Here is a 17,090-nt window from a genome sequence, read left to right on the forward strand (position 1 = left end):
TGTGCCGCGCGGTCGCCGGCCGGTCTCGTCACCGGTGGCGATCCGACAGCCGCCTTAAATCGACCGACCGAATCGAGACGAACCCTTTTATCGAAGCGGGAACCAATCACGTATCGTGTCCGAGACTGCCGGGTACATGCGCTTTTTCCCGTACGACCAGCCGTACGAGAATCAGCGCGAGGCCATGGACCGCATCCACAACTCCCTCCAGCGGGGGCAGAACGTCCTCTTCGAGGGGGCCTGCGGGACCGGCAAGACCCTCTCGTCGCTGGTGCCGGCGCTGGAGGTCGCCCGCGAACACGACAAGACGGTCGTCATCACGACCAACGTCCACCAGCAGATGCGCCAGTTCGTCGCCGAGGCCCGCGCGATCACCCGCGAAGAGCGAATCCGCGCGGTCGTCTTCAAAGGGAAGTCGTCGATGTGTCACATCGACGTCGGCTACGAGGAGTGCCAGGCGCTCCGTGACAACACCCGCGCGGTGGTCGACGCCGAACGCGACAAGCAGCAACTCGAGCGCCGCCAGCGCGAACTCCTCGCGGAGAGCCAGGACGGCGACGGGAGCGCCGCCGACGCCCGCAGCGCCGTCATGGACGAACTCGAGACCATCGAGGACCGACTCGAGGATCTCGAAGACCAGAACGTCTGCGACTACTACCGGAACAACCTGACCGAAGACACGGACGACTTCTTCGCCTGGCTGTTCGACGACGTCCGCACGCCCGACGATATCTACGAGTACGCCGAACAGCACCACCTCTGTGGCTACGAACTCCTGAAGGAGGGCATCGAGGGCGTCGATCTGGTCGTCTGTAACTACCACCACCTGCTCGATTCGACGATTCGGGAGCAGTTCTTCCGGTGGCTGGGCCGCGATCCGGAGGACGTCATCGCCGTCTTCGACGAGGCCCACAACGTCGAGGACGCCGCCCGCGAGCACGCGACCCGGACCTGCTCCGAGCGGACCTTCGACTCGGCGCTAGACGAACTCGCCGACAGCGACGATCCGCGCGCCGAGGACGCCGCGAACGTCCTCTCGGCGTTCCACCGCGCGCTCGTCGAGACCTACGAGGACTCCTTTGGCTTCGGCGAGCGCGAGGGAATCGGCGAGAACTGGGAGGACGTCCCCATCGCCAACGAGGACCGCCGGGACGACCTCACCCTCGAGTTCCTCCAGCGCTACTCCGGACGGGGAATCGAGGACGACTTGGAGGCCGCAATGAAGCTCGGCCAGGAGTTAGACGAGGAGTACGAGGAAGCCTACCGGGAGGGCGAAACCGCCACGCGCACGGAGTGTCAGACCCTCCAGGCCGCGGCCTTCGTCAGCGCCTGGATGAACGAGAGCGCCGAAGAAGGGCTCTACCCGGTCGTTTCCGTCACCCGCGACGCCGGCACCGACGAGGTCTACGGCCGCGCGGAGCTGTACACCTGCCTCCCGCGGCAGGTGACCGGCCGGCTGTTCGACGAGGTCTACGCGACCGTTCTGATGAGCGCGACGCTACAGCCCTTCGACGTCACCGAAGACGTGTTGGGCCTCGAGGATCCGGTGACGATGGCCTACGGCCTGCAGTTCCCCGCGGAACGCCGCCGCACGTACGCCGTCGAGACGCCGCCGCTGTTCGCCTCCGACCGCGACGACCCCGCGGTCCAGGAGGAGGTCGCCGACACGATTCACGACGCCGTCCGCATGACCCCCGGCAATACGCTCGCGTTCTTCCCCAACTACGGCGAGGCCGAGCGGTACGCCGACCGGCTCGAACGCCGCTCGGAGAAGACGGTCTATCTGGACGAGCCTGGCGTCGCCGTCGAGGAACTCCGTCAAGAATTCGTTGCGGACGACGACGCGGTGCTGTGTACCTCGCTGTGGGGTACCCTCGCCGAGGGCGTGAGCTTCGACGGCGACGACGCGCAGACGGTGCTGGTCGTCGGCGTTCCCTACCCGCACCTCGACGACCGGGCCGAAGCGGTCCAGGAGGCCTACGACGTCGCCTTCGACGGCACCGAGACCGGCTGGCGCTACGCCGTCGAGATCCCGACCGTTCGCAAGACCAGGCAGGCGCTCGGGCGGGTCATCCGGTCGCCGGAGGACGTCGGCGTCCGCGCGCTGCTCGACCGGCGCTACTCGCGGTCGGCGAAGTCCGATCTGGGGCGGTACAGCGTCAACGGCACGTTCCCCCACGAGGAGCGCGAGGAACTGATCGACATCGACCCGGAGAAGCTGAAGTTCGCGATGCTCAATTTCTACGGCGATCACGACGCCTACGCCGGCGAGCCGCCGGCGCCCTGAGGCAGCGGTTCGATACCGTTCGCGACCGCTCTCGCGTCCCGACTCGATTCCGATTTCGGAGTCCGGTCAGTCGGCCGTCGATGCCTCGACCGGCTCCCAGGCGTCGTAGCCGCCCGCCATGCTCGCGACGGACTCGGCGTTCCCGTACTCCTCGATGAGCCTGGCGGCCTGGATCGAGGACTTGCCGACGTAACAGTAGACGATCACGTCGTCGGCCCAGTCGCGGTCGACGACAGTCTCCTCGAGTTCCTCGATCGTGACGTGTTCGGCTCCGGGGAGGTGGCCGTCGGCGTAGGCGTCGTCGCCGCGGACGTCGATGAGGTCGAACTCGTCGCCGCGGTCGATGCGTTCGCGGACCGTCTCGGGAGTGAGTTCGTCGACCATGCGTTACTGCTTCCGGAGGTAGATGCGGTAGGTCGCGTCGCCGCTGCGCCACACCTTCGCCTCGGCGTCGTCGCCGACGGCCTTGGGGACGTTCTCGGTGCAGGGGACGTGATCGGTCTCCTGGACGAGGAGGTCGCCCGATTCGAGCTGCTGGAGGCCCTTCTTGGCCTCGACCTGCGGGTACGGGCAGACCTCGCCCATCATATCCTGGACGAGGTCGGCCTCCTCCAGAAGGGATTCCGCTTCGTCGTCGCTCAGTTCGTCTGGCGTGTTCGTGACGTCGTCGATGGATGGCATTGTAGTGTTTCAGTAGTGGTCGCGTGGTATACTTGGCGAACGATTCCGGTCAGATCGCGCAGCCGACTTCGCGGTAGATCCAGTGGGTCATCACGTAGACGCCGGCGACGATGCCGACGGCGGCGATAAAGGAGTGGACCGACAGCTCCGCGATGCCGGAGTAGATGTTCCCGATGTTACAGCCCGGCGCGAGTCGCGAGCCGGCGCCCATCATGAGGCCGCCGACGACGGCGTTGGGCAGCCGGCGGCGCTTCGGAACCCGCACCGAGAAGTCGCCGCTCCAGACGGCGGCCAGGAACGCGCCGACGATGACGAACGCGATCATCACCATGTCGACGGTGAGGCCGACGCCCTGACCCTGGAAGAGGACCGAGCCCCAGTACTCGAACGAGCCCGCGTCGACGCCGACCTGCGAGAGCAGGTAGCCCGTCCAGCGGGCTTCGGGGCCGGTCACGCCAACGATCGAAACCTGCGTGAACCACAGCACCGCGGCGGCGGTGATTCCGAGCGCCGCGGTGCGGGGGTCCCACGGCTGCTTGCTCGCCGCGATCGGGTTCCGCCAGGCGCGGGTCAGGCCGGCGAAGTACGCGCGCGTCCCGTGGACGAACTGCCGGAGGCCCGCGGCCGGCGCGAGGAGCGCGGTCGGCCGGAGTTCGGCCGCGTCGGCGCGCTCGCCGAACGCGGCGGCGGCCGACGAGCGTCCGATCAGGGTGGCGTAGACGAGGAGCGCGACCCCGGCGACGACCAGCGCGAGGAGACCGGCCGGAAGCGAGGAGTAGGCGAACAGGCTCACGCCCTCGCCGAAGGTGAGGGCGTCGAAGTACGTGCTCTCGAGCGTCGGGAAGGCGACGGTAAAGCCCGCGTAGCCGACGCCCATGAACAGCAGGGTGAGCCAAAACTGGAGGTATCCCTCGCCGGCGCGGTAGAGCGTGCCGCTGGCGCAGCCGCCGGCGTAGGTCATCCCCACGCCGAAGATGAAGCCGCCGATCAGGCCGGTCAGTCCCCATTGCGGCGTCCAGAACCCCTGATAATATCCGAGTTGATAGGCGATCCCCCAGAAGACCATCGTGAGCAGCGTCGCCGCGAGAACGCCCTTGGTGACCCGGGAGTCCTTGTAGGCGAAGAAGTCCCGAAAGGCGTTCACGAAACAGAATCGCCCCTTCTGGAGAAAGGCTCCGAGGGCGATCCCGACGACCGCTGCGACGAGTAACGTCGAAACCACACCGTTTCCAGGGGCTTTACCGACTTAACCCGCAGTCAGTCGGCCGGTTCTACCCCAGCTCCAGACGCACTCAATCGACGCGTTACGGCCGTCTGGGAGGTCTACAGGCGGACTATCCGGGTGAATCCGTCGCGCTCGGCGGCGTAGATACCAGCGGTATTTGCGGACCCCGAATGAGAATGACTGGGATACGAGACGCCGTCGCAAACGTGACCGACCGAGCGCAGCGCGAACTGCCGATCACGGCCCGCAGCCGGGAGTAGCGGTGCCGGTACCGCGTCAGGACGGCAGCGAAACCCGGCTCACCGGCAGTTTGTACGTCCCGTCCCAAAACTCGAGTTCACTGATCGTCCACCGAATGGGCTCGATCTCGCGGTCGGCCAGGCGCCGCGCGGTCTCGACGTCGCCGCCCCGGGCCAGCGTCACGTGCGGGACGTAGTCGCTGCCCTCGAGCCCCTCCACGACGTCGAAGGTGTCGGTGAGGTCGGCGTGGATCGATTCGAGGCCGGGGCTCTCGACGGCCAGGTAGACGACCGGGGCCGAGCCGAGCGGCGGCTCTTCGAAGTAGTCGATGCCCGTGATCTCGGCCTCGACGGCGGGCGCGCCCTCGAGCGCGCGGTGGGCCCGGTGCTGGAGCTGTGCGACGTGGTCGGCCTCGCCCAGCCGCTTGAGCAGACACGAGTGGTCCTCGCGGACGGTCTCGAACCCGACCAGATCGGGGTAGAGCCGGTCCGCGATCCGGCGGACGCGGCCGGGAACGGGAACGTTGACGCTGTACACTTCGTTTCCGGTAGGGTCGGGACGGCTATCAGTCTGGTGATCGCGGCACCGATTTTGATTCGGAACTCGGGTCTCGGTCCCGGGGAGGGTTCGATCTCGGTTCCGAATTCAGATTCGATCGACCAGCCAGAGGACGATCAGGGCGGCGATCGCGAGCTGGATGACGATGAAAAAGGGGCCGAGCAGGCTCGCGATACCGCCGATCACGGTCTGGACGATCTCGAGCACGAGCAAAACGGCGACCAACCCGAGGACGACTTTCAGCAGCGTTTCGACCTCGATTTCGCCGCGTTCGTCGAACATACGTTCACGTAGGCCTGACCGTCTCAAAAAACCCACCGCACTGCGGTCGGAAAGACCTATTTAGACGGCTACGGCATGTCCCGGTAATGGACGCCAGGGGGCTGCGGGTCCTGCTTTGGGTGCTCGTGGTGGTGGTCTGCTCGTTCGCCCTCGTTCCGTCTCAGGTCGCGGCCGCGTCGGTCGCGGACCCGGACACCGGGGCACAGCGAGCGGCGCTACAAGACGATCAGGCTGAGGAATTGAATCTCGAGGATGCCGACCAGATCAACATCGACGTCTTCATCACTGAGAACGGGACGGCCCAGGTGACGGTCGACTACCAGTTCCTTCTCAACGAGGAGAACAGTTCCGAGACGGCGTGGAACGAACTCGAGAGCGACATCGACTCGAACTCGGACGCGTACGCGGACGCGGAACACGAGAAGTGGAACGAGACCCTCGTCGAGGGGGAAAACCGAACGGGCCGCGAGGAGATGGAAATCTCGAACGTCACCGTGACCACGGACCGAGACACCGCGCCGCGGGATATCGGCCACGCCACGGTCACCTTCGAGTGGTCCTCGTTCGCGCTGGTCGAACTGAACCGGATCGAGGCCGGCGCCGCGCTCTCCGGGTTTACGCTCGACGACGGAACGGCGCTGCAGTTCCGGTGGCCGGACGACTACAGCGTCTACGTGGACGAAGGCGAACCGCAGGTCGATCCGACGCCGAGCGACGACCCCGACGGCTCGGTCGTCTGGAACGGCGATGAGACCACGTTCACCGACGAACAGCCGCGGATCGTCCTGATCGAGGACGGGAACACGAGCGAGGAACCGGCGGGCACCGACGAAGGGCCGGCGATGCCGTGGGCGATCGTCGCGCTGGCGCTGGCCCTGCTCGCGACCGTCGGCGCCGCGGGCTGGTTACTCGGACGCAGACGCCCCGGCGGTGGGGTCGAGGCCGGAAACGGGGCCCAGGCCGAGACCGCACATCGGACCGACGGCGCGACCGGTGGCGAGTCCGAGTCGGACGGCCCCGACGGTCCCCCGCCGGAACTACTGAGCAACGAGGAACGGGTCCTGCGCCTGCTGCAGGAACGCGGCGGCCGGATCAAACAACAGGAGGTCGTCTCGGAACTGGACTGGACCGAGGCCAAGACGAGTCAGGTCGTCGGCGACCTGCGCGAGAACGACGAGATCGACGTCTTCCGGATCGGACGGGAGAACGTCTTGGCGTTACCCGAGGAAGAGTCAGAGTAAAATTCAGAACGACAGTGGGGGCGCGACTCGGCCGGCCTGGCCGGCCGATGTCGCGGATCGATCACGACACCATATTTCTCCGATTTCTCCCGCGTAGCCGGTGGGGTGCGCGAGCCGCCACGGCCGTCGCCCACGACGTAGCGACCGGACGGGAGGTGAGGCCGTGCGGTGGTGCAATACTTGCCACGCGGGGAAGCGTTTAATACCGCGAGTCAGTATAGAGCGACCAATGAGTCAGTCCGTCGGTACCACGCTCGCCGTTCTCGGTACCGACGGGACCGTCGCTCGACAGCGACGACCGCGACGACGGGCCTTTTGAGCCCGTCTACCACTATCACCCTTCGTCTCCGGTTCGTTTCAACGATCCAGTAACCAGCGTTTTTCCGGCTAGCAGCCGCTCTACCGTTTAATTTCTCAATCTAAACCGATGATCTTAAGTCCCTCGTAGGGTTTCACACGAGTACGACATGACCCGCGTGGCACTTGCGTTCTCGGGCGGCCTGGACACGACTGTCTGCGTCCCGCTGCTCGAAGAGGAGTATGGATACGACGACGTAATCGGCGTCACGGTCGACGTCGGTCAGCCTGAATCGGAGTTCGAGGAAGCCGAGGAGACCGCCGAGGCCCTCGATCTGGAGCACTACGTCGTCGACGCGAAAGCGGAGTTCGCCGATCTCTGTCTCGAAAGCGTTCGCGCGAACGCGACCTACCAGGGCTACCCGCTGGGGACGGCGCTCGCCCGGCCCGTGATCGCTCAGGCGATCCTCGAGGTCGCCGAGGAACAGGACTGTGAGGGCATCGCCCACGGCTGTACGGGCAAGGGCAACGACCAGTTGCGCTTCGAGGCCGTCTGGCGCGACTCCGACCTCGAAGTGATCGCCCCCGTGCGCGAACTCGGGCTCACCCGCGAGTGGGAGCAGGAGTACGCCGACGAGAAGGACCTGCCCGTCGAGGGCGGCAGCGGCGGCGACTGGTCGATCGACACGAACCTCTGGAGCCGCTCCGTCGAGGGCGACGACCTCGAGGACCCGAACCACGTTCCGTCGACCGAGATCTACGACTGGACCAGCGACCCGACCGGCGAGACCGAAGAGATCGAGATTACCTTCGAGAACGGCTACCCCGTCGCCGTCGACGGCGAGGAGTACGAGCCCGTCGAGCTTATCGAGTCCCTCAACGAGCTCGCCGGCAGCTACGGCGTCGGCCGGACCGACATGATGGAAGACCGCATGCTCGGCCTGAAGGTCCGCGAGAACTACGAGCACCCCGGCGCGACGACGCTGCTCTCCGCCCACGAGGCCCTCGAAGGGCTCGTCCTCACCCAGGAGGAGCGCCAGTTCAAACAGCAGATCGACCAGCAGTGGTCCCAGAAGGGTTACGAGGGCCTGATCGACGCGCCGCTCGTCGGCGCGCTCGAGGGCTTCATCGAGGAGACCCAACAGCGCGTGACCGGCACCGTCACGATCCGCTTCGAGGGCGGCCAGGCGCGTCCGGTCGCTCGCGACAGCGAGTACGCGGCCTACTCCGCCGAGCACGCCTCCTTCGACACCGAGACCGTCGGCAAGATCAAACAGGAGGACGCCACCGGCGTCGCGAAGTACCACGGCTTCCAGCGCCGCCTGGCGAACGAGGCGATCGCCGCGAACGCCGACGGTGACGGCGACGAGGAAGCGGCCGAGCTCGCGACCGACGGGAGCGGCGAAGAGGCGGACGAGTAAGTATGACCGAGGAGAGCGCTCACGACGGCGAGGCCGAGACCGATGCCGAGACCGAGTCCGGACCGAGAGTCGCGACCGACGGCGGCAGCGATGACAGCGTCGTGCGCCGAGACCGGTTCAGCGGCGGCCCCGCCCGGAGCTTCCTCTCCTCGCTTTCGGCCGACGAGCGGATCTTCGAGGCCGATCTCGAGGTCGACCGTGCACACGCGGTCATGCTCGCCGAGCAGGGGATCATCGAGGCCGACGTCGCGGGCCAGATACTCACGGCGTTAGACGCCATCGAGGTCGACGGCCACGGCTCCCTGCCGGACGGCGAGGACGTTCACGAGGCCATCGAAACGGCCGTCATCGAGCGCATCGGCGCCGACGGCGGGAAGATGCACACTGCGCGCTCGCGTAACGACGAGGTCGCGGCCTGCATCCGCTACCGGCTGCGCGCGGACGTCCTCGACGCGATCGAGACGACCCTCGCGCTGCGCGAGTCGCTCGTCGACGTCGCCGAGGCCCACGACGAGACGCTCATGCCCGGCTACACCCACCTCCAGCCGGCCCAGCCGACCACCGTCGCCCACTGGGCGCTGGCCTACGAGGGGGCCGTCCGCCGCGACACCGAGCGGCTGTTCGACGCCTACGGCCGCGTCAACCAATCGCCACTCGGCGCCGCTGCCTTCGCGGGCACGACCTTCGACGTCGACCGCGAGCGCACCGCCGAACTGCTGGGCTTCGACGGCGGTCCCGCGAGCAGCGCGAGGGGGAGCTCGGCTGAGCAGCGCTCCGCCGTTGTCGTCGAGAACTCGATGGACGCCTCTTCGAGCCGGGACTTCCTGCTCGAGACCACCCAGGCGCTGTCGACGCACGCGACGACGCTGTCGGGCCTGGCGGAGGACGTGATCATCTTCGCGAACCGCGGCTTCGTCGACCTGGCGGACGACTACTCCTCGACGTCGTCGATCATGCCCCAGAAGAAGAATCCGGACACGCTGGAACTCGTCCGCGCGGTCGCGGGCGACGCGGCCGGCGGCGTTCAGGGGCTAACGACGACGCTGAAGGGACTGCCGCGCGCGTACAATCGCGACCTCCAGCGGGCGACGACCCACGCCTGGGAGACCGTCGATGCAGTGACGGAGGCGAGCGAGGTCGCGGCGGGCGCGGTTGCGACGGCCGACTGGAACGAGGACGACCTCGCGGCCGAGGCCGGCGAGGGTTTCTCGACGGCGACCGGCGTCGCGGACCTGCTCGCGGCCAACGGGTTGCCGTTCCGGACGGCCCACGAACTCGTCGCGATCGCGGCCGACAACGGCGCGGACTACGACGCGCTGGAGGCCGCTGCCGAGGAGGTCCTCGGCGAGCCGCTCGAGGCCTACGTCGACCCCGCGGCCGTCGACGACGCGCTCGATCCCGCCGAAAGCGTCGCGAGCCGCGACTCGCAGGGCGGCCCCGCCCCCGAGGCGGTGGCCGACCAGCTCGCAGCAGCCGACGAGGCGCTCGCGGCCGACCGGGACGCGCTCGCGGAGACGGCCGACGCGATCGAGAGCGCGCGCCAGGCGCTCCGCTCGGAGGTGAACGGCTATGTCTGAGACCGCGCCGCAGCCGGCGGAGATGGAGACGGAGCCGTATCCCGATACCGGTCGCCGCGGCCGCCCGTTCCGACGCCGACGATCCCCGCGAGGGGACGAAATACCGGCACCATGATATGTCAGACAGGATCTGGCGAATAACGCCCTCAATGCACCGTTAGCGGGAAGTATGGAAGTATAATTTTGCTGTTAAGTTCGAAGGGTTTAAGGGTGATCGGTACCGAGTAGCAGGTACAATGACCGAATGCGTCGAGTGCGGGGCTGAAGTGTCCCTGCACGACGATCTGGAAGTCGGAGAGATCATCGACTGTACGACCTGCGGCGCCGAGCTGGAGGTCGTCGACACCGAGCCGCCAGTCCTCGAGCGGGCCCCCGAGCTCGAAGAGGACTGGGGTGAGTGACCTTGCAGGCGGTCGCGACACTGGCCCGTCCTGCACACACGGCTCGAGAGACTCGTAGCGGGTCTCTCGCACCCACTCTCGCACGGAGGTGGCTCGCGTGAACGTAGGCATACTCTATTCACGGATTCGCAAGGACGAGAAGCTCCTGCTCAACGAGCTTCGCGAGCGCGATCACGAGGTGACGAAGATCGACGTTCGGAAGCAGACCTTCGACATCGGCGACACGCCCGCGGAGTTCGACGACCTCGACATCGTCGTCGACCGCTGTCTCGCCACGAGCCGGAGCCTGTACGCCACCCAGTTCCTGGAGGCGTACGGGATCCCCGTGGTCAACAGCCACGAGACGGCCGACATCTGCGCGGACAAGGTAAAGAACAGCCTGGCGCTCGAGGAAGCCGGCGTGCCCACGCCGAACACGAAGGTCGCCTTCACGAAGGAGACGGCGATGGCGGCCATCGAGGAGTTCGGCTACCCCTGTGTCCTCAAACCCGTCGTGGGATCGTGGGGACGGCTGATGGCCAAGATCGACTCGAAGTCGGCCGCGGAGGCCATCTTGGAGCACAAGGCGACGCTCGGCCACTACGAGCACAAGGTGTTCTACGTTCAGGAGTTCGTCGAGAAGCCGGGACGCGACATCCGCGTGCTCGCGACCGACGGCGAGCCGATCGCAGCGATGGTCCGCTCGTCGGACCACTGGATCACAAACGCCGCCAAGGGCGCGGAGACGGACGTCTTCGAGCTCGACGCCGAGGCAAAAGAGCTGGTGCAGAAGGCCAGCGACGCCGTCGGCGGTGGGCTGCTGGGCGTCGACCTCATGGAAACCGGCGACTCCTACACCGTCCACGAGGTCAACCACACGGTCGAGTTCAAGGCGCTCGACGGCGCCGTCGAGACCGACGTCGCCGGCACCGTCGTCGACTGGCTCGAGGAGAAAGCGCAGGCCGCCGATCCGGAGCTGGAGGTGACCGCCTGATGGCGGTCGGCACCGAGACCGGCGCCGACGAGAACGCGGAAACGGTCACCGCAAGCGTCATCGGCGGCTCCGGATTCACGGGCGGCGAACTCCTGCGCCTGCTCGCGGGCCACCCGAACTTCGAGATCGCGGAGGTCACCAGCCGCTCGAAGGCCGGCAAGAGCGTCGGCTCCGTTCACCCGCCGCTTCGGGGGTCGGACCTACGCTTTACCGAACCCGACGATCTGGAGAGCGTCGACGTGCTCTTCGCCGCGACGCCCCACGGCGTCTCGATGGGTCAGGTCGACGAGTTCTTCGACCACGCCGACACCGTTGTCGACCTCTCGGCCGACTTCCGCCTCGAGAGCGAGGAGCAGTACGACGAGTGGTACGACGGCCACGAGGCACCGGAGTACCTCGAAACGGCCGAGTACGCGCTCCCCGAGATCAACCGCGAGAACCTCGCGGGCGCGGAACTGATCGCCGGCGGCGGCTGTAACGCCACCGCGACGATCCTCGGCCTGTACCCCCTCTTCGAGCACGACATCCTCAACGGCAGTGAGCAGATCGTCGTCGACGTGAAGGTCGGCTCCTCCGAAGGCGGTGCCGGTGGCGGCGAGGCCTCGAGCCACCCCGAGCGCTCGGGCGTGGTGCGCCCGTACGCGCCGACTGGCCACCGCCACGAGGCCGAGATCGAGCAGTTCCTCGATACCAGCGTCTCGTTCACTTGCCACGCCGTGGACATGGTCCGCGGCGCCAGCGCGACGAACCACGTCTTCCCGAGTTCGCCCGTCTCGAAGGGCGACCTGTGGCAGGCCTATCGCGGCTGCTACGAGGACGAGCCGTTCGTCCGGATGGCCGCCGGCGGCTCCGGCGTCTACCGCTACCCCGAACCAAAGGCGGTCGCCGGAACCAACCTGGCCGAGGTCGGCTTCGAACTCGACCCCTCGAACAAGCGCGTCGTCGTCTTCTCGGCGATCGACAACATGATGAAGGGCTCGGCCGGCCAGGCGGTCCACGCCGCGAACATCGCGCTGGGGTTAGAGGAGACGGCCGGACTCGAGTTTACGGGGCTCCACCCCGTGGGGGCGCCGTAATGACGGTCGTAGTGAAAATCGGCGGCGCTCGCGCCGTCGACCCCGAGGGCGCGCTCGCGGACGTCGCGAGTTTGGTCGAGGACGGCGAGGACGTCGTACTCACCCACGGCGGCTCGACCGCCGTCGACGAGACCCTCGAAGCGCTCGGCGAAGAGCCGACCTACGTCGAGACGCCTGGCGGCGTCGTCGGTCGCTTCACCGACGAGCGCACGATGGACGTCTTCAAGATGGTCATGCCCGGCAAGCTCAACACCGATCTGGTGGAGAGCTTGCACAACGAGGGCGTCGACGCCGTCGGCCTCTCCGGCACGGACGGCAAGCTCCTCGAGGGCAAGCGCAAGTCCGCCGTCCGCGTGAAAGAGGACGGCAAGAAGAAGATCAAGCGCGGCGACCACTCGGGCACGATCGAGTCTGTCAACGCCGACCTGCTCGAGACCGTCCTCGCGGGCGGGTACACGCCCGTCGTCTCCGTCCCGGTGCTCGGGAGGGAGAAGGAGGGCGGCTACACGGCGGTCAACGCCGACGCCGACCGCGCGGCCGCCGCGATTGCCGGCGCGCTCGGGGCCGACCTGGTCGTCCTCACGGACGTCTCGGGGATCTACGAGGACCCCGACGACGAGTCGACGAAGATCGAGTCGGCGTCGACCCCCGCGGAGTTCGAGTCGGTCAAGGACGCCGCGGAAGGGTTCATGACGAAGAAAGTCATGGCCGCCGAGGAGGCCCTCGAAGGCGGCGCCGCCTCGGTCACCGTCGCGACCGCCAACGCCGACGCGCCGATCACGAGCGCGCTCGCGGGTGAGGGCACGACGCTCGAGCCAGGCGTGCTCGCGGACGAGAACGAAGACAACGAAGCGGAAACGGAGGCCGCAGAATGAGCGACCTCGATTTCGTCTCCGGGAGCAAGCCCATCGGCATCGAGCGCGGCGAGGGACCGTTCCTCTACACCGCCGACGACACGGAGTACATAGACGCCGGCGCGAGTTTCGCGTGTACGCCGCTGGGACACTCCCATCCTGCAGTCGTCGATGCGGTACAGGAGCAGGTCGGCGACCTGACGTTCGTCGACTCATCCTATCCCGTCGAGGCACGTGAGAACGCCTACGCCTCGTTCGTCGCGTCGACGCCGGACGGACTCGAGTCCGCCTGGTTCTGTAACTCCGGCACCGAGGCCAACGAGGCTGCGCTGAAGTTCGCCCGGTCTGCGACCGGCGAGTCCAAGATCGTCGCGGCGACTCGCTCGTTCCACGGGCGGACGATGGGGGCGCTCGCAGCCACCTGGAAGGATAAGTACAAGAAGCCCTACGAACCCCTGGCCGGCGACGTGGAGTTCGTCCCCTACGGCGACGGCGAGGAACTCGCGGCCGCCGTGGACGACGAGACCGCGGCTGTGATCCTCGAGCCGATCCAGGGTGAGGGCGGGATCAACGTCCCGCCGGCGGGCTACCTCGAGACCGCCCGCGAACTGACCGAGGAGGCCGGCGCGGCCCTCGTCTTGGACGAGGTCCAGACCGGCATGGGCCGCACCGGTTCGATGTGGGCCTGCCAGAACGCGGGCGTCACGCCCGACGTGCTCACGACGGCGAAGGGGCTGGGCAACGGGCTGCCCGTCGGCGCGGTCGCGGTGCAAGACTGGATCGCCGACGGCGCGGCCTCGCACAACGCCACGTTCAGCGGCGGCCCCGTCGTCGCCGCGGCGGTCCACGCGACCGTCTCGACGCTGGTCGAGGAGGAATGGCCCGCCCACGCCGCCGAAATCGGCGACTACCTCGTGACCAAGCTCGAGGCGGCGCTGGGTGACGCGGTCCGCGAGGTCCGCGGCGAGGGCCTGCTCGTCGGCATCGAGTTGAAACGGGGGGCGAACCGCGTCGCCCGCGACCTGGCGATGAACCACCAGATCCTGGCGCTGCCCGCGGGCCGAACCGTGCTGCGTCTGCTGCCGCCGCTCGTGATCGATGAGGACGAAGCGGATCGACTCATAGACGCGCTAACGGCGGTCATCGCACCCGAGGCCGAGGCCAACTCATGAACGCGAGCGTGACCGACCCGGCCGACGTATCGCTCGAGGCGGCCCGCGAGCTGCTGATCGACCTCGTCTCGATCCCCTCGCCCTCCGGCGAGGAAGCGGAAGCCGCCGAGCGGGTCGTCGAGTTCTTCGACGCCCACGGCCGCGAGGCTTGCATCGACGAGGTCGGCAACGTCCGCGCGCCGGCCGACGACGCCGCGTTGCTCACGTCCCATATCGACACCGTCCCCGGACAGATCCCGGTCGAGGTCGACACCGCGGACGCCGAGGACGAGGCCGACGACGTCGCCGAAGCGGGCGACGAAATCCTCTGGGGCCGGGGCAGCGTCGACGCGACCGGCCCGCTGGCCGCGATGGCCGTCGCGGCCGTCCGGACCGGCGTCTCCTTCGTCGGCGTCGTCCGCGAGGAGACGAGTTCGGCGGGCGCGCGCCACCTCGTGGCCGACCGCGAAGCCGAACCCGACGCCGTCGTCAACGGCGAGCCCAGCGGCGCGACGGGCATCACGCTCGGCTACCGGGGCTTTCTCGCCGGCACCTACGTCGCGACCAGCGAATCCGGCCACACCTCCCGGCCCGAACCCAACGCGATCCAACACGGGATCGCCTGGTGGACCGGCGTCGAGTCGGCGTTCGAGCAGGACGAGTACACGCCCGTCTTCGAGCGCGTGACCGCCAAGCCGGTCGACATCGACGGCGGCCCCAGCGAGGACGGCCTCTCCGTGGAGACGACCCTCGACGTCCAGTTGCGGATCCCGCCGTCGCTGGACGCCGAGACGGTCCGCGAGGCCGCCGAGGCAGAGCTCGAGGTCGGCACCGTCTCGTGGGACGAGCCGATCCCGCCGGTGATGGAGAGCCCGCGGACGGAGGTCGCCAGGGCGTTCCGGGCGGCGATCCGGAAGGAGGGCGGCGACCCCCGCCTCCTCCGGAAGACCGGCACCAGCGACATGAACCTCTACGCCGCCGCCTGGGACTGTCCGATGGTAACCTACGGGCCCGGCAACTCGGCGCTGGACCACGCGCCCGACGAGCGGCTCTCGCTGCCGGAGTACGAGCAATCGATCGCCGTCCTAGAGCGGGTCGCGACGGAGCTCCGCGGAGGCGATGACGAATGACGGCGGTGACGGCGACGGCTCTGGATCACGAACCGGCGGCAACGACAGCACGACTATCCGTATGCGGTGATCAGCCATGACGACCGATTCCGATCCGACGCACTTCCTCGATATCGACGACGTGTCGCGCGACGAACTCTCCGCGATCCTCGAGCGGGCCAGCGAGTACAAGCGAGCCCAGCAGGCGGGCGAGGACCACGCCGACTTAGACGGGCAGACGCTCGGGATGATCTTCCAGAAGCCGAGCACGCGGACCCGCGTCTCCTTCGAGACGGGGATGACCCAGCTGGGCGGTCACGCCGTCTTCCTGGGCGAAGACGACATCCAGCTGGGCCGCGGCGAGCCGCTGAAGGACACCTCGCGGACGCTCTCGCGGTACGTCGACGCCGTGATGGCCCGCGTGTTCAAACACGAGAACATCGAGGTGCTCGCGGAGTACGCCGACGTGCCGGTCGTCAACGGCCTCACCGACGACGCCCACCCCTGCCAGACGCTCGCGGACCTGTTGACGATCCGCGAGCACGAGGGCGGGTTCGAGGGCGTCTCGGCGGCCTGGATCGGCGACGGCAACAACGTCGCCCAGTCGTTCGCGCTCGGCGCCGCGCTGACCGACCTCGATCTGACGATCGCGACGCCCGACGGATACGAGGTCGATGAGGATGTCCTCGAGCGCTCCAGGGACCTCGGCGGCGATCCGACGGTCACGACCGACCCCGTCGAGGCGGCCACCGACGCCGACGTCATCTACACGGACGTCTGGATCTCCATGGGACAGGAGGACGAGCGCGACGTCCGGATGAACGACTTCGAGGGGTTCCAGGTCTGCTCGGACCTCCTCGACCACGCCCCCGACGCCTCGGTGATGCACTGTCTGCCGGCCCACCGCGGCGAGGAGATCACCGACGACGTCATCGAGGGCGACCGCTCGATCGTCTTCGACCAGGCCGAAAACCGGCTCCACGCCCAGAAGGCGCTGTTGAGTTGGTTACTGGAATAGCGTCGACCGCGAGTGAAACGAGCGGGCGTTTTTTGGTCCAGTTTTTTTCCGTGAGAGGTGAGTGGAACGAACCCGAACGAAAAAAGGTGGGTTGTAGAACCGGCTCCACGCCCAGAAGGCGCTGTTGAGCTGGCTGCTCGAGTGAGCAATCGACGCTTTCGTCTCACCGTTTTCGAACCGCTCGTCCGGCTGCCTACTCGAGCGCCGCGTACGCCGCGCCCAGCACCAGGCCGTACGCGGCGTGGCCGATCAGGCTCTCGATGGCGACGTTCGGGACGGCGGGCGCCATCGCGAACCCGACCGCCGAGAGCCAGAGCGGCATGACGACGACGGCGAGGACCGCCCAGACGGCGATGCCGTAGACGAGGCCGGCGGCGACGGCCGGTCCCACAGCGAGGTTGGGTCGGCCCGCCGCGACCAGCAGCGCCGCGAAGACGACGCCGAGGACGGCCCCGTGGGAGACGTGGATGATCATTCCCGCGAGCCCGCCCTCGAGGCCGTACATGGCCGGGATCGCGGCCTCGAGCACGTCGGGCGTCTGCATCGCCATCATCGCCCCGAAGACGACGGCGCCGACGATGCCGCCGACGGTTCCGGCCTGCCAGGGTTCGAGCGCAGTTCCAGTTCGTTCCTCGGTTGGGGTTGCTGTTCGTTGACTCATGTCACTGACTAGGCTGTGGGTGTGTGTATCAGTATCGC

General features: G+C 67.7%; 17 protein-coding genes. 11 read left to right on the forward strand and 6 right to left on the reverse strand.

Annotated elements, in window-relative coordinates:
* The first annotated feature begins 115 nt into the window (after positions 1 to 115).
* Positions 116 to 2,287, forward strand: coding sequence for an ATP-dependent DNA helicase (locus tag BMY29_RS16310; RefSeq protein ID WP_049990042.1), 2,172 nt, complete (start codon positions 116 to 118; stop codon positions 2,285 to 2,287).
* A 66-nt stretch (positions 2,288 to 2,353) separates the two neighbouring features.
* On the opposite strand, the gene BMY29_RS16315 is transcribed toward BMY29_RS16310, so the two are convergent.
* The 5 genes from BMY29_RS16315 to BMY29_RS16335 all read right to left on the reverse strand — a co-directional run bounded on the left by BMY29_RS16315 (position 2,354) and on the right by BMY29_RS16335 (position 5,273).
* On the reverse strand, positions 2,354 to 2,671 hold the full coding sequence (locus BMY29_RS16315; protein ID WP_049990043.1) for a rhodanese-like domain-containing protein: 318 nt from the start codon (positions 2,669 to 2,671) through the stop codon (positions 2,354 to 2,356).
* Positions 2,672 to 2,674: 3 nt separating this feature from the next.
* The gene (locus BMY29_RS16320; RefSeq protein ID WP_049990044.1) at positions 2,675 to 2,968 is read right to left on the reverse strand and encodes a sulfurtransferase TusA family protein; all 294 of its coding nucleotides are present in this window, start codon (positions 2,966 to 2,968) and stop codon (positions 2,675 to 2,677) included.
* Positions 2,969 to 3,017: 49 nt separating this feature from the next.
* The gene (locus BMY29_RS16325) at positions 3,018 to 4,190 is read right to left on the reverse strand and encodes a YeeE/YedE family protein (protein WP_049990045.1); all 1,173 of its coding nucleotides are present in this window, start codon (positions 4,188 to 4,190) and stop codon (positions 3,018 to 3,020) included.
* Positions 4,191 to 4,469: 279 nt separating this feature from the next.
* Entirely contained in the window at positions 4,470 to 4,970 is a 501-nt protein-coding gene (locus BMY29_RS16330; RefSeq protein ID WP_049990046.1) for a 2'-5' RNA ligase family protein, read from the reverse strand.
* A gap of 108 nt (positions 4,971 to 5,078) precedes the next feature.
* Entirely contained in the window at positions 5,079 to 5,273 is a 195-nt protein-coding gene (locus BMY29_RS16335; protein ID WP_049990047.1) for a DUF7554 family protein, read from the reverse strand.
* 86 nt (positions 5,274 to 5,359) lie between these two features.
* Between BMY29_RS16335 and BMY29_RS16340 the strand changes: the two genes are divergently transcribed.
* The 10 genes from BMY29_RS16340 to argF all read left to right on the forward strand — a co-directional run bounded on the left by BMY29_RS16340 (position 5,360) and on the right by argF (position 16,391).
* A complete protein-coding gene (locus tag BMY29_RS16340) occupies positions 5,360 to 6,514 on the forward strand; it encodes a helix-turn-helix transcriptional regulator (protein ID WP_049990048.1) in 1,155 nt (384 codons plus the stop codon).
* 467 nt (positions 6,515 to 6,981) lie between these two features.
* Positions 6,982 to 8,232 carry an argininosuccinate synthase gene (locus BMY29_RS16345; RefSeq protein WP_049990049.1) on the forward strand — a complete coding sequence of 417 codons (1,251 nt, stop codon included), beginning with the start codon at positions 6,982 to 6,984 and terminating at the stop codon, positions 8,230 to 8,232.
* 2 nt (positions 8,233 to 8,234) lie between these two features.
* Positions 8,235 to 9,809: an argininosuccinate lyase gene (argH, locus tag BMY29_RS16350; RefSeq protein ID WP_049990050.1), complete on the forward strand. Its 1,575-nt coding sequence runs from the start codon at positions 8,235 to 8,237 to the stop codon at positions 9,807 to 9,809.
* A gap of 236 nt (positions 9,810 to 10,045) precedes the next feature.
* Positions 10,046 to 10,210 carry a lysine biosynthesis protein LysW gene (gene lysW / locus BMY29_RS16355; RefSeq protein WP_007110216.1) on the forward strand — a complete coding sequence of 55 codons (165 nt, stop codon included), beginning with the start codon at positions 10,046 to 10,048 and terminating at the stop codon, positions 10,208 to 10,210.
* 97 nt (positions 10,211 to 10,307) lie between these two features.
* Positions 10,308 to 11,183 carry a lysine biosynthesis protein LysX gene (gene lysX / locus BMY29_RS16360; RefSeq protein ID WP_049990051.1) on the forward strand — a complete coding sequence of 292 codons (876 nt, stop codon included), beginning with the start codon at positions 10,308 to 10,310 and terminating at the stop codon, positions 11,181 to 11,183.
* Entirely contained in the window at positions 11,183 to 12,259 is a 1,077-nt protein-coding gene (argC, locus tag BMY29_RS16365; protein WP_049990052.1) for an N-acetyl-gamma-glutamyl-phosphate reductase, read from the forward strand. Before lysX ends, argC begins: the two co-directional genes overlap by 1 nt.
* Positions 12,259 to 13,134, forward strand: a complete 876-nt coding sequence (locus tag BMY29_RS16370; RefSeq protein ID WP_049990053.1) for an acetylglutamate/acetylaminoadipate kinase — start codon at positions 12,259 to 12,261, stop codon at positions 13,132 to 13,134. Before argC ends, BMY29_RS16370 begins: the two co-directional genes overlap by 1 nt.
* Entirely contained in the window at positions 13,131 to 14,285 is a 1,155-nt protein-coding gene (locus BMY29_RS16375; protein WP_049990054.1) for an aspartate aminotransferase family protein, read from the forward strand. Before BMY29_RS16370 ends, BMY29_RS16375 begins: the two co-directional genes overlap by 4 nt.
* Positions 14,282 to 15,394 carry a [LysW]-lysine hydrolase gene (locus tag BMY29_RS16380; protein WP_173424902.1) on the forward strand — a complete coding sequence of 371 codons (1,113 nt, stop codon included), beginning with the start codon at positions 14,282 to 14,284 and terminating at the stop codon, positions 15,392 to 15,394. Before BMY29_RS16375 ends, BMY29_RS16380 begins: the two co-directional genes overlap by 4 nt.
* A 76-nt stretch (positions 15,395 to 15,470) precedes the next feature.
* Entirely contained in the window at positions 15,471 to 16,391 is a 921-nt protein-coding gene (gene argF, locus BMY29_RS16385) for an ornithine carbamoyltransferase (RefSeq protein WP_049990055.1), read from the forward strand.
* A 193-nt stretch (positions 16,392 to 16,584) separates the two neighbouring features.
* On the opposite strand, the gene BMY29_RS16390 is transcribed toward argF, so the two are convergent.
* On the reverse strand, positions 16,585 to 17,052 hold the full coding sequence (locus BMY29_RS16390) for a hypothetical protein (protein ID WP_049990056.1): 468 nt from the start codon (positions 17,050 to 17,052) through the stop codon (positions 16,585 to 16,587).
* Positions 17,053 to 17,090 lie beyond the last annotated feature (38 nt).

The organism is Natrinema salifodinae (assembly GCF_900110455.1).
In the GTDB taxonomy this organism is placed as follows: Archaea; Halobacteriota; Halobacteria; order Halobacteriales; family Natrialbaceae; genus Natrinema; species Natrinema salifodinae.

Bases quoted from the DNA above. Each gene is read 5' to 3' on its own strand.
- BMY29_RS16320 (WP_049990044.1), bottom strand. From the start codon at position 2,968: ATGCCATCCATCGACGACGTCACGAACACGCCAGACGAACTGAGCGAC.
- BMY29_RS16380 (WP_173424902.1), top strand. From the start codon at position 14,282: ATGAACGCGAGCGTGACCGACCCGGCCGACGTATCGCTCGAGGCGGCC.
- argH (WP_049990050.1), top strand. From the start codon at position 8,235: ATGACCGAGGAGAGCGCTCACGACGGCGAGGCCGAGACCGATGCCGAG.
- BMY29_RS16345 (WP_049990049.1), top strand. From the start codon at position 6,982: ATGACCCGCGTGGCACTTGCGTTCTCGGGCGGCCTGGACACGACTGTC.
- BMY29_RS16375 (WP_049990054.1), top strand. From the start codon at position 13,131: ATGAGCGACCTCGATTTCGTCTCCGGGAGCAAGCCCATCGGCATCGAG.
- BMY29_RS16335 (WP_049990047.1), bottom strand. From the start codon at position 5,273: ATGTTCGACGAACGCGGCGAAATCGAGGTCGAAACGCTGCTGAAAGTC.
- BMY29_RS16370 (WP_049990053.1), top strand. From the start codon at position 12,259: ATGACGGTCGTAGTGAAAATCGGCGGCGCTCGCGCCGTCGACCCCGAG.
- BMY29_RS16315 (WP_049990043.1), bottom strand. From the start codon at position 2,671: ATGGTCGACGAACTCACTCCCGAGACGGTCCGCGAACGCATCGACCGC.
- BMY29_RS16340 (WP_049990048.1), top strand. From the start codon at position 5,360: ATGGACGCCAGGGGGCTGCGGGTCCTGCTTTGGGTGCTCGTGGTGGTG.
- argC (WP_049990052.1), top strand. From the start codon at position 11,183: ATGGCGGTCGGCACCGAGACCGGCGCCGACGAGAACGCGGAAACGGTC.
- argF (WP_049990055.1), top strand. From the start codon at position 15,471: ATGACGACCGATTCCGATCCGACGCACTTCCTCGATATCGACGACGTG.
- lysW (WP_007110216.1), top strand. From the start codon at position 10,046: ATGACCGAATGCGTCGAGTGCGGGGCTGAAGTGTCCCTGCACGACGAT.
- BMY29_RS16390 (WP_049990056.1), bottom strand. From the start codon at position 17,052: ATGAGTCAACGAACAGCAACCCCAACCGAGGAACGAACTGGAACTGCG.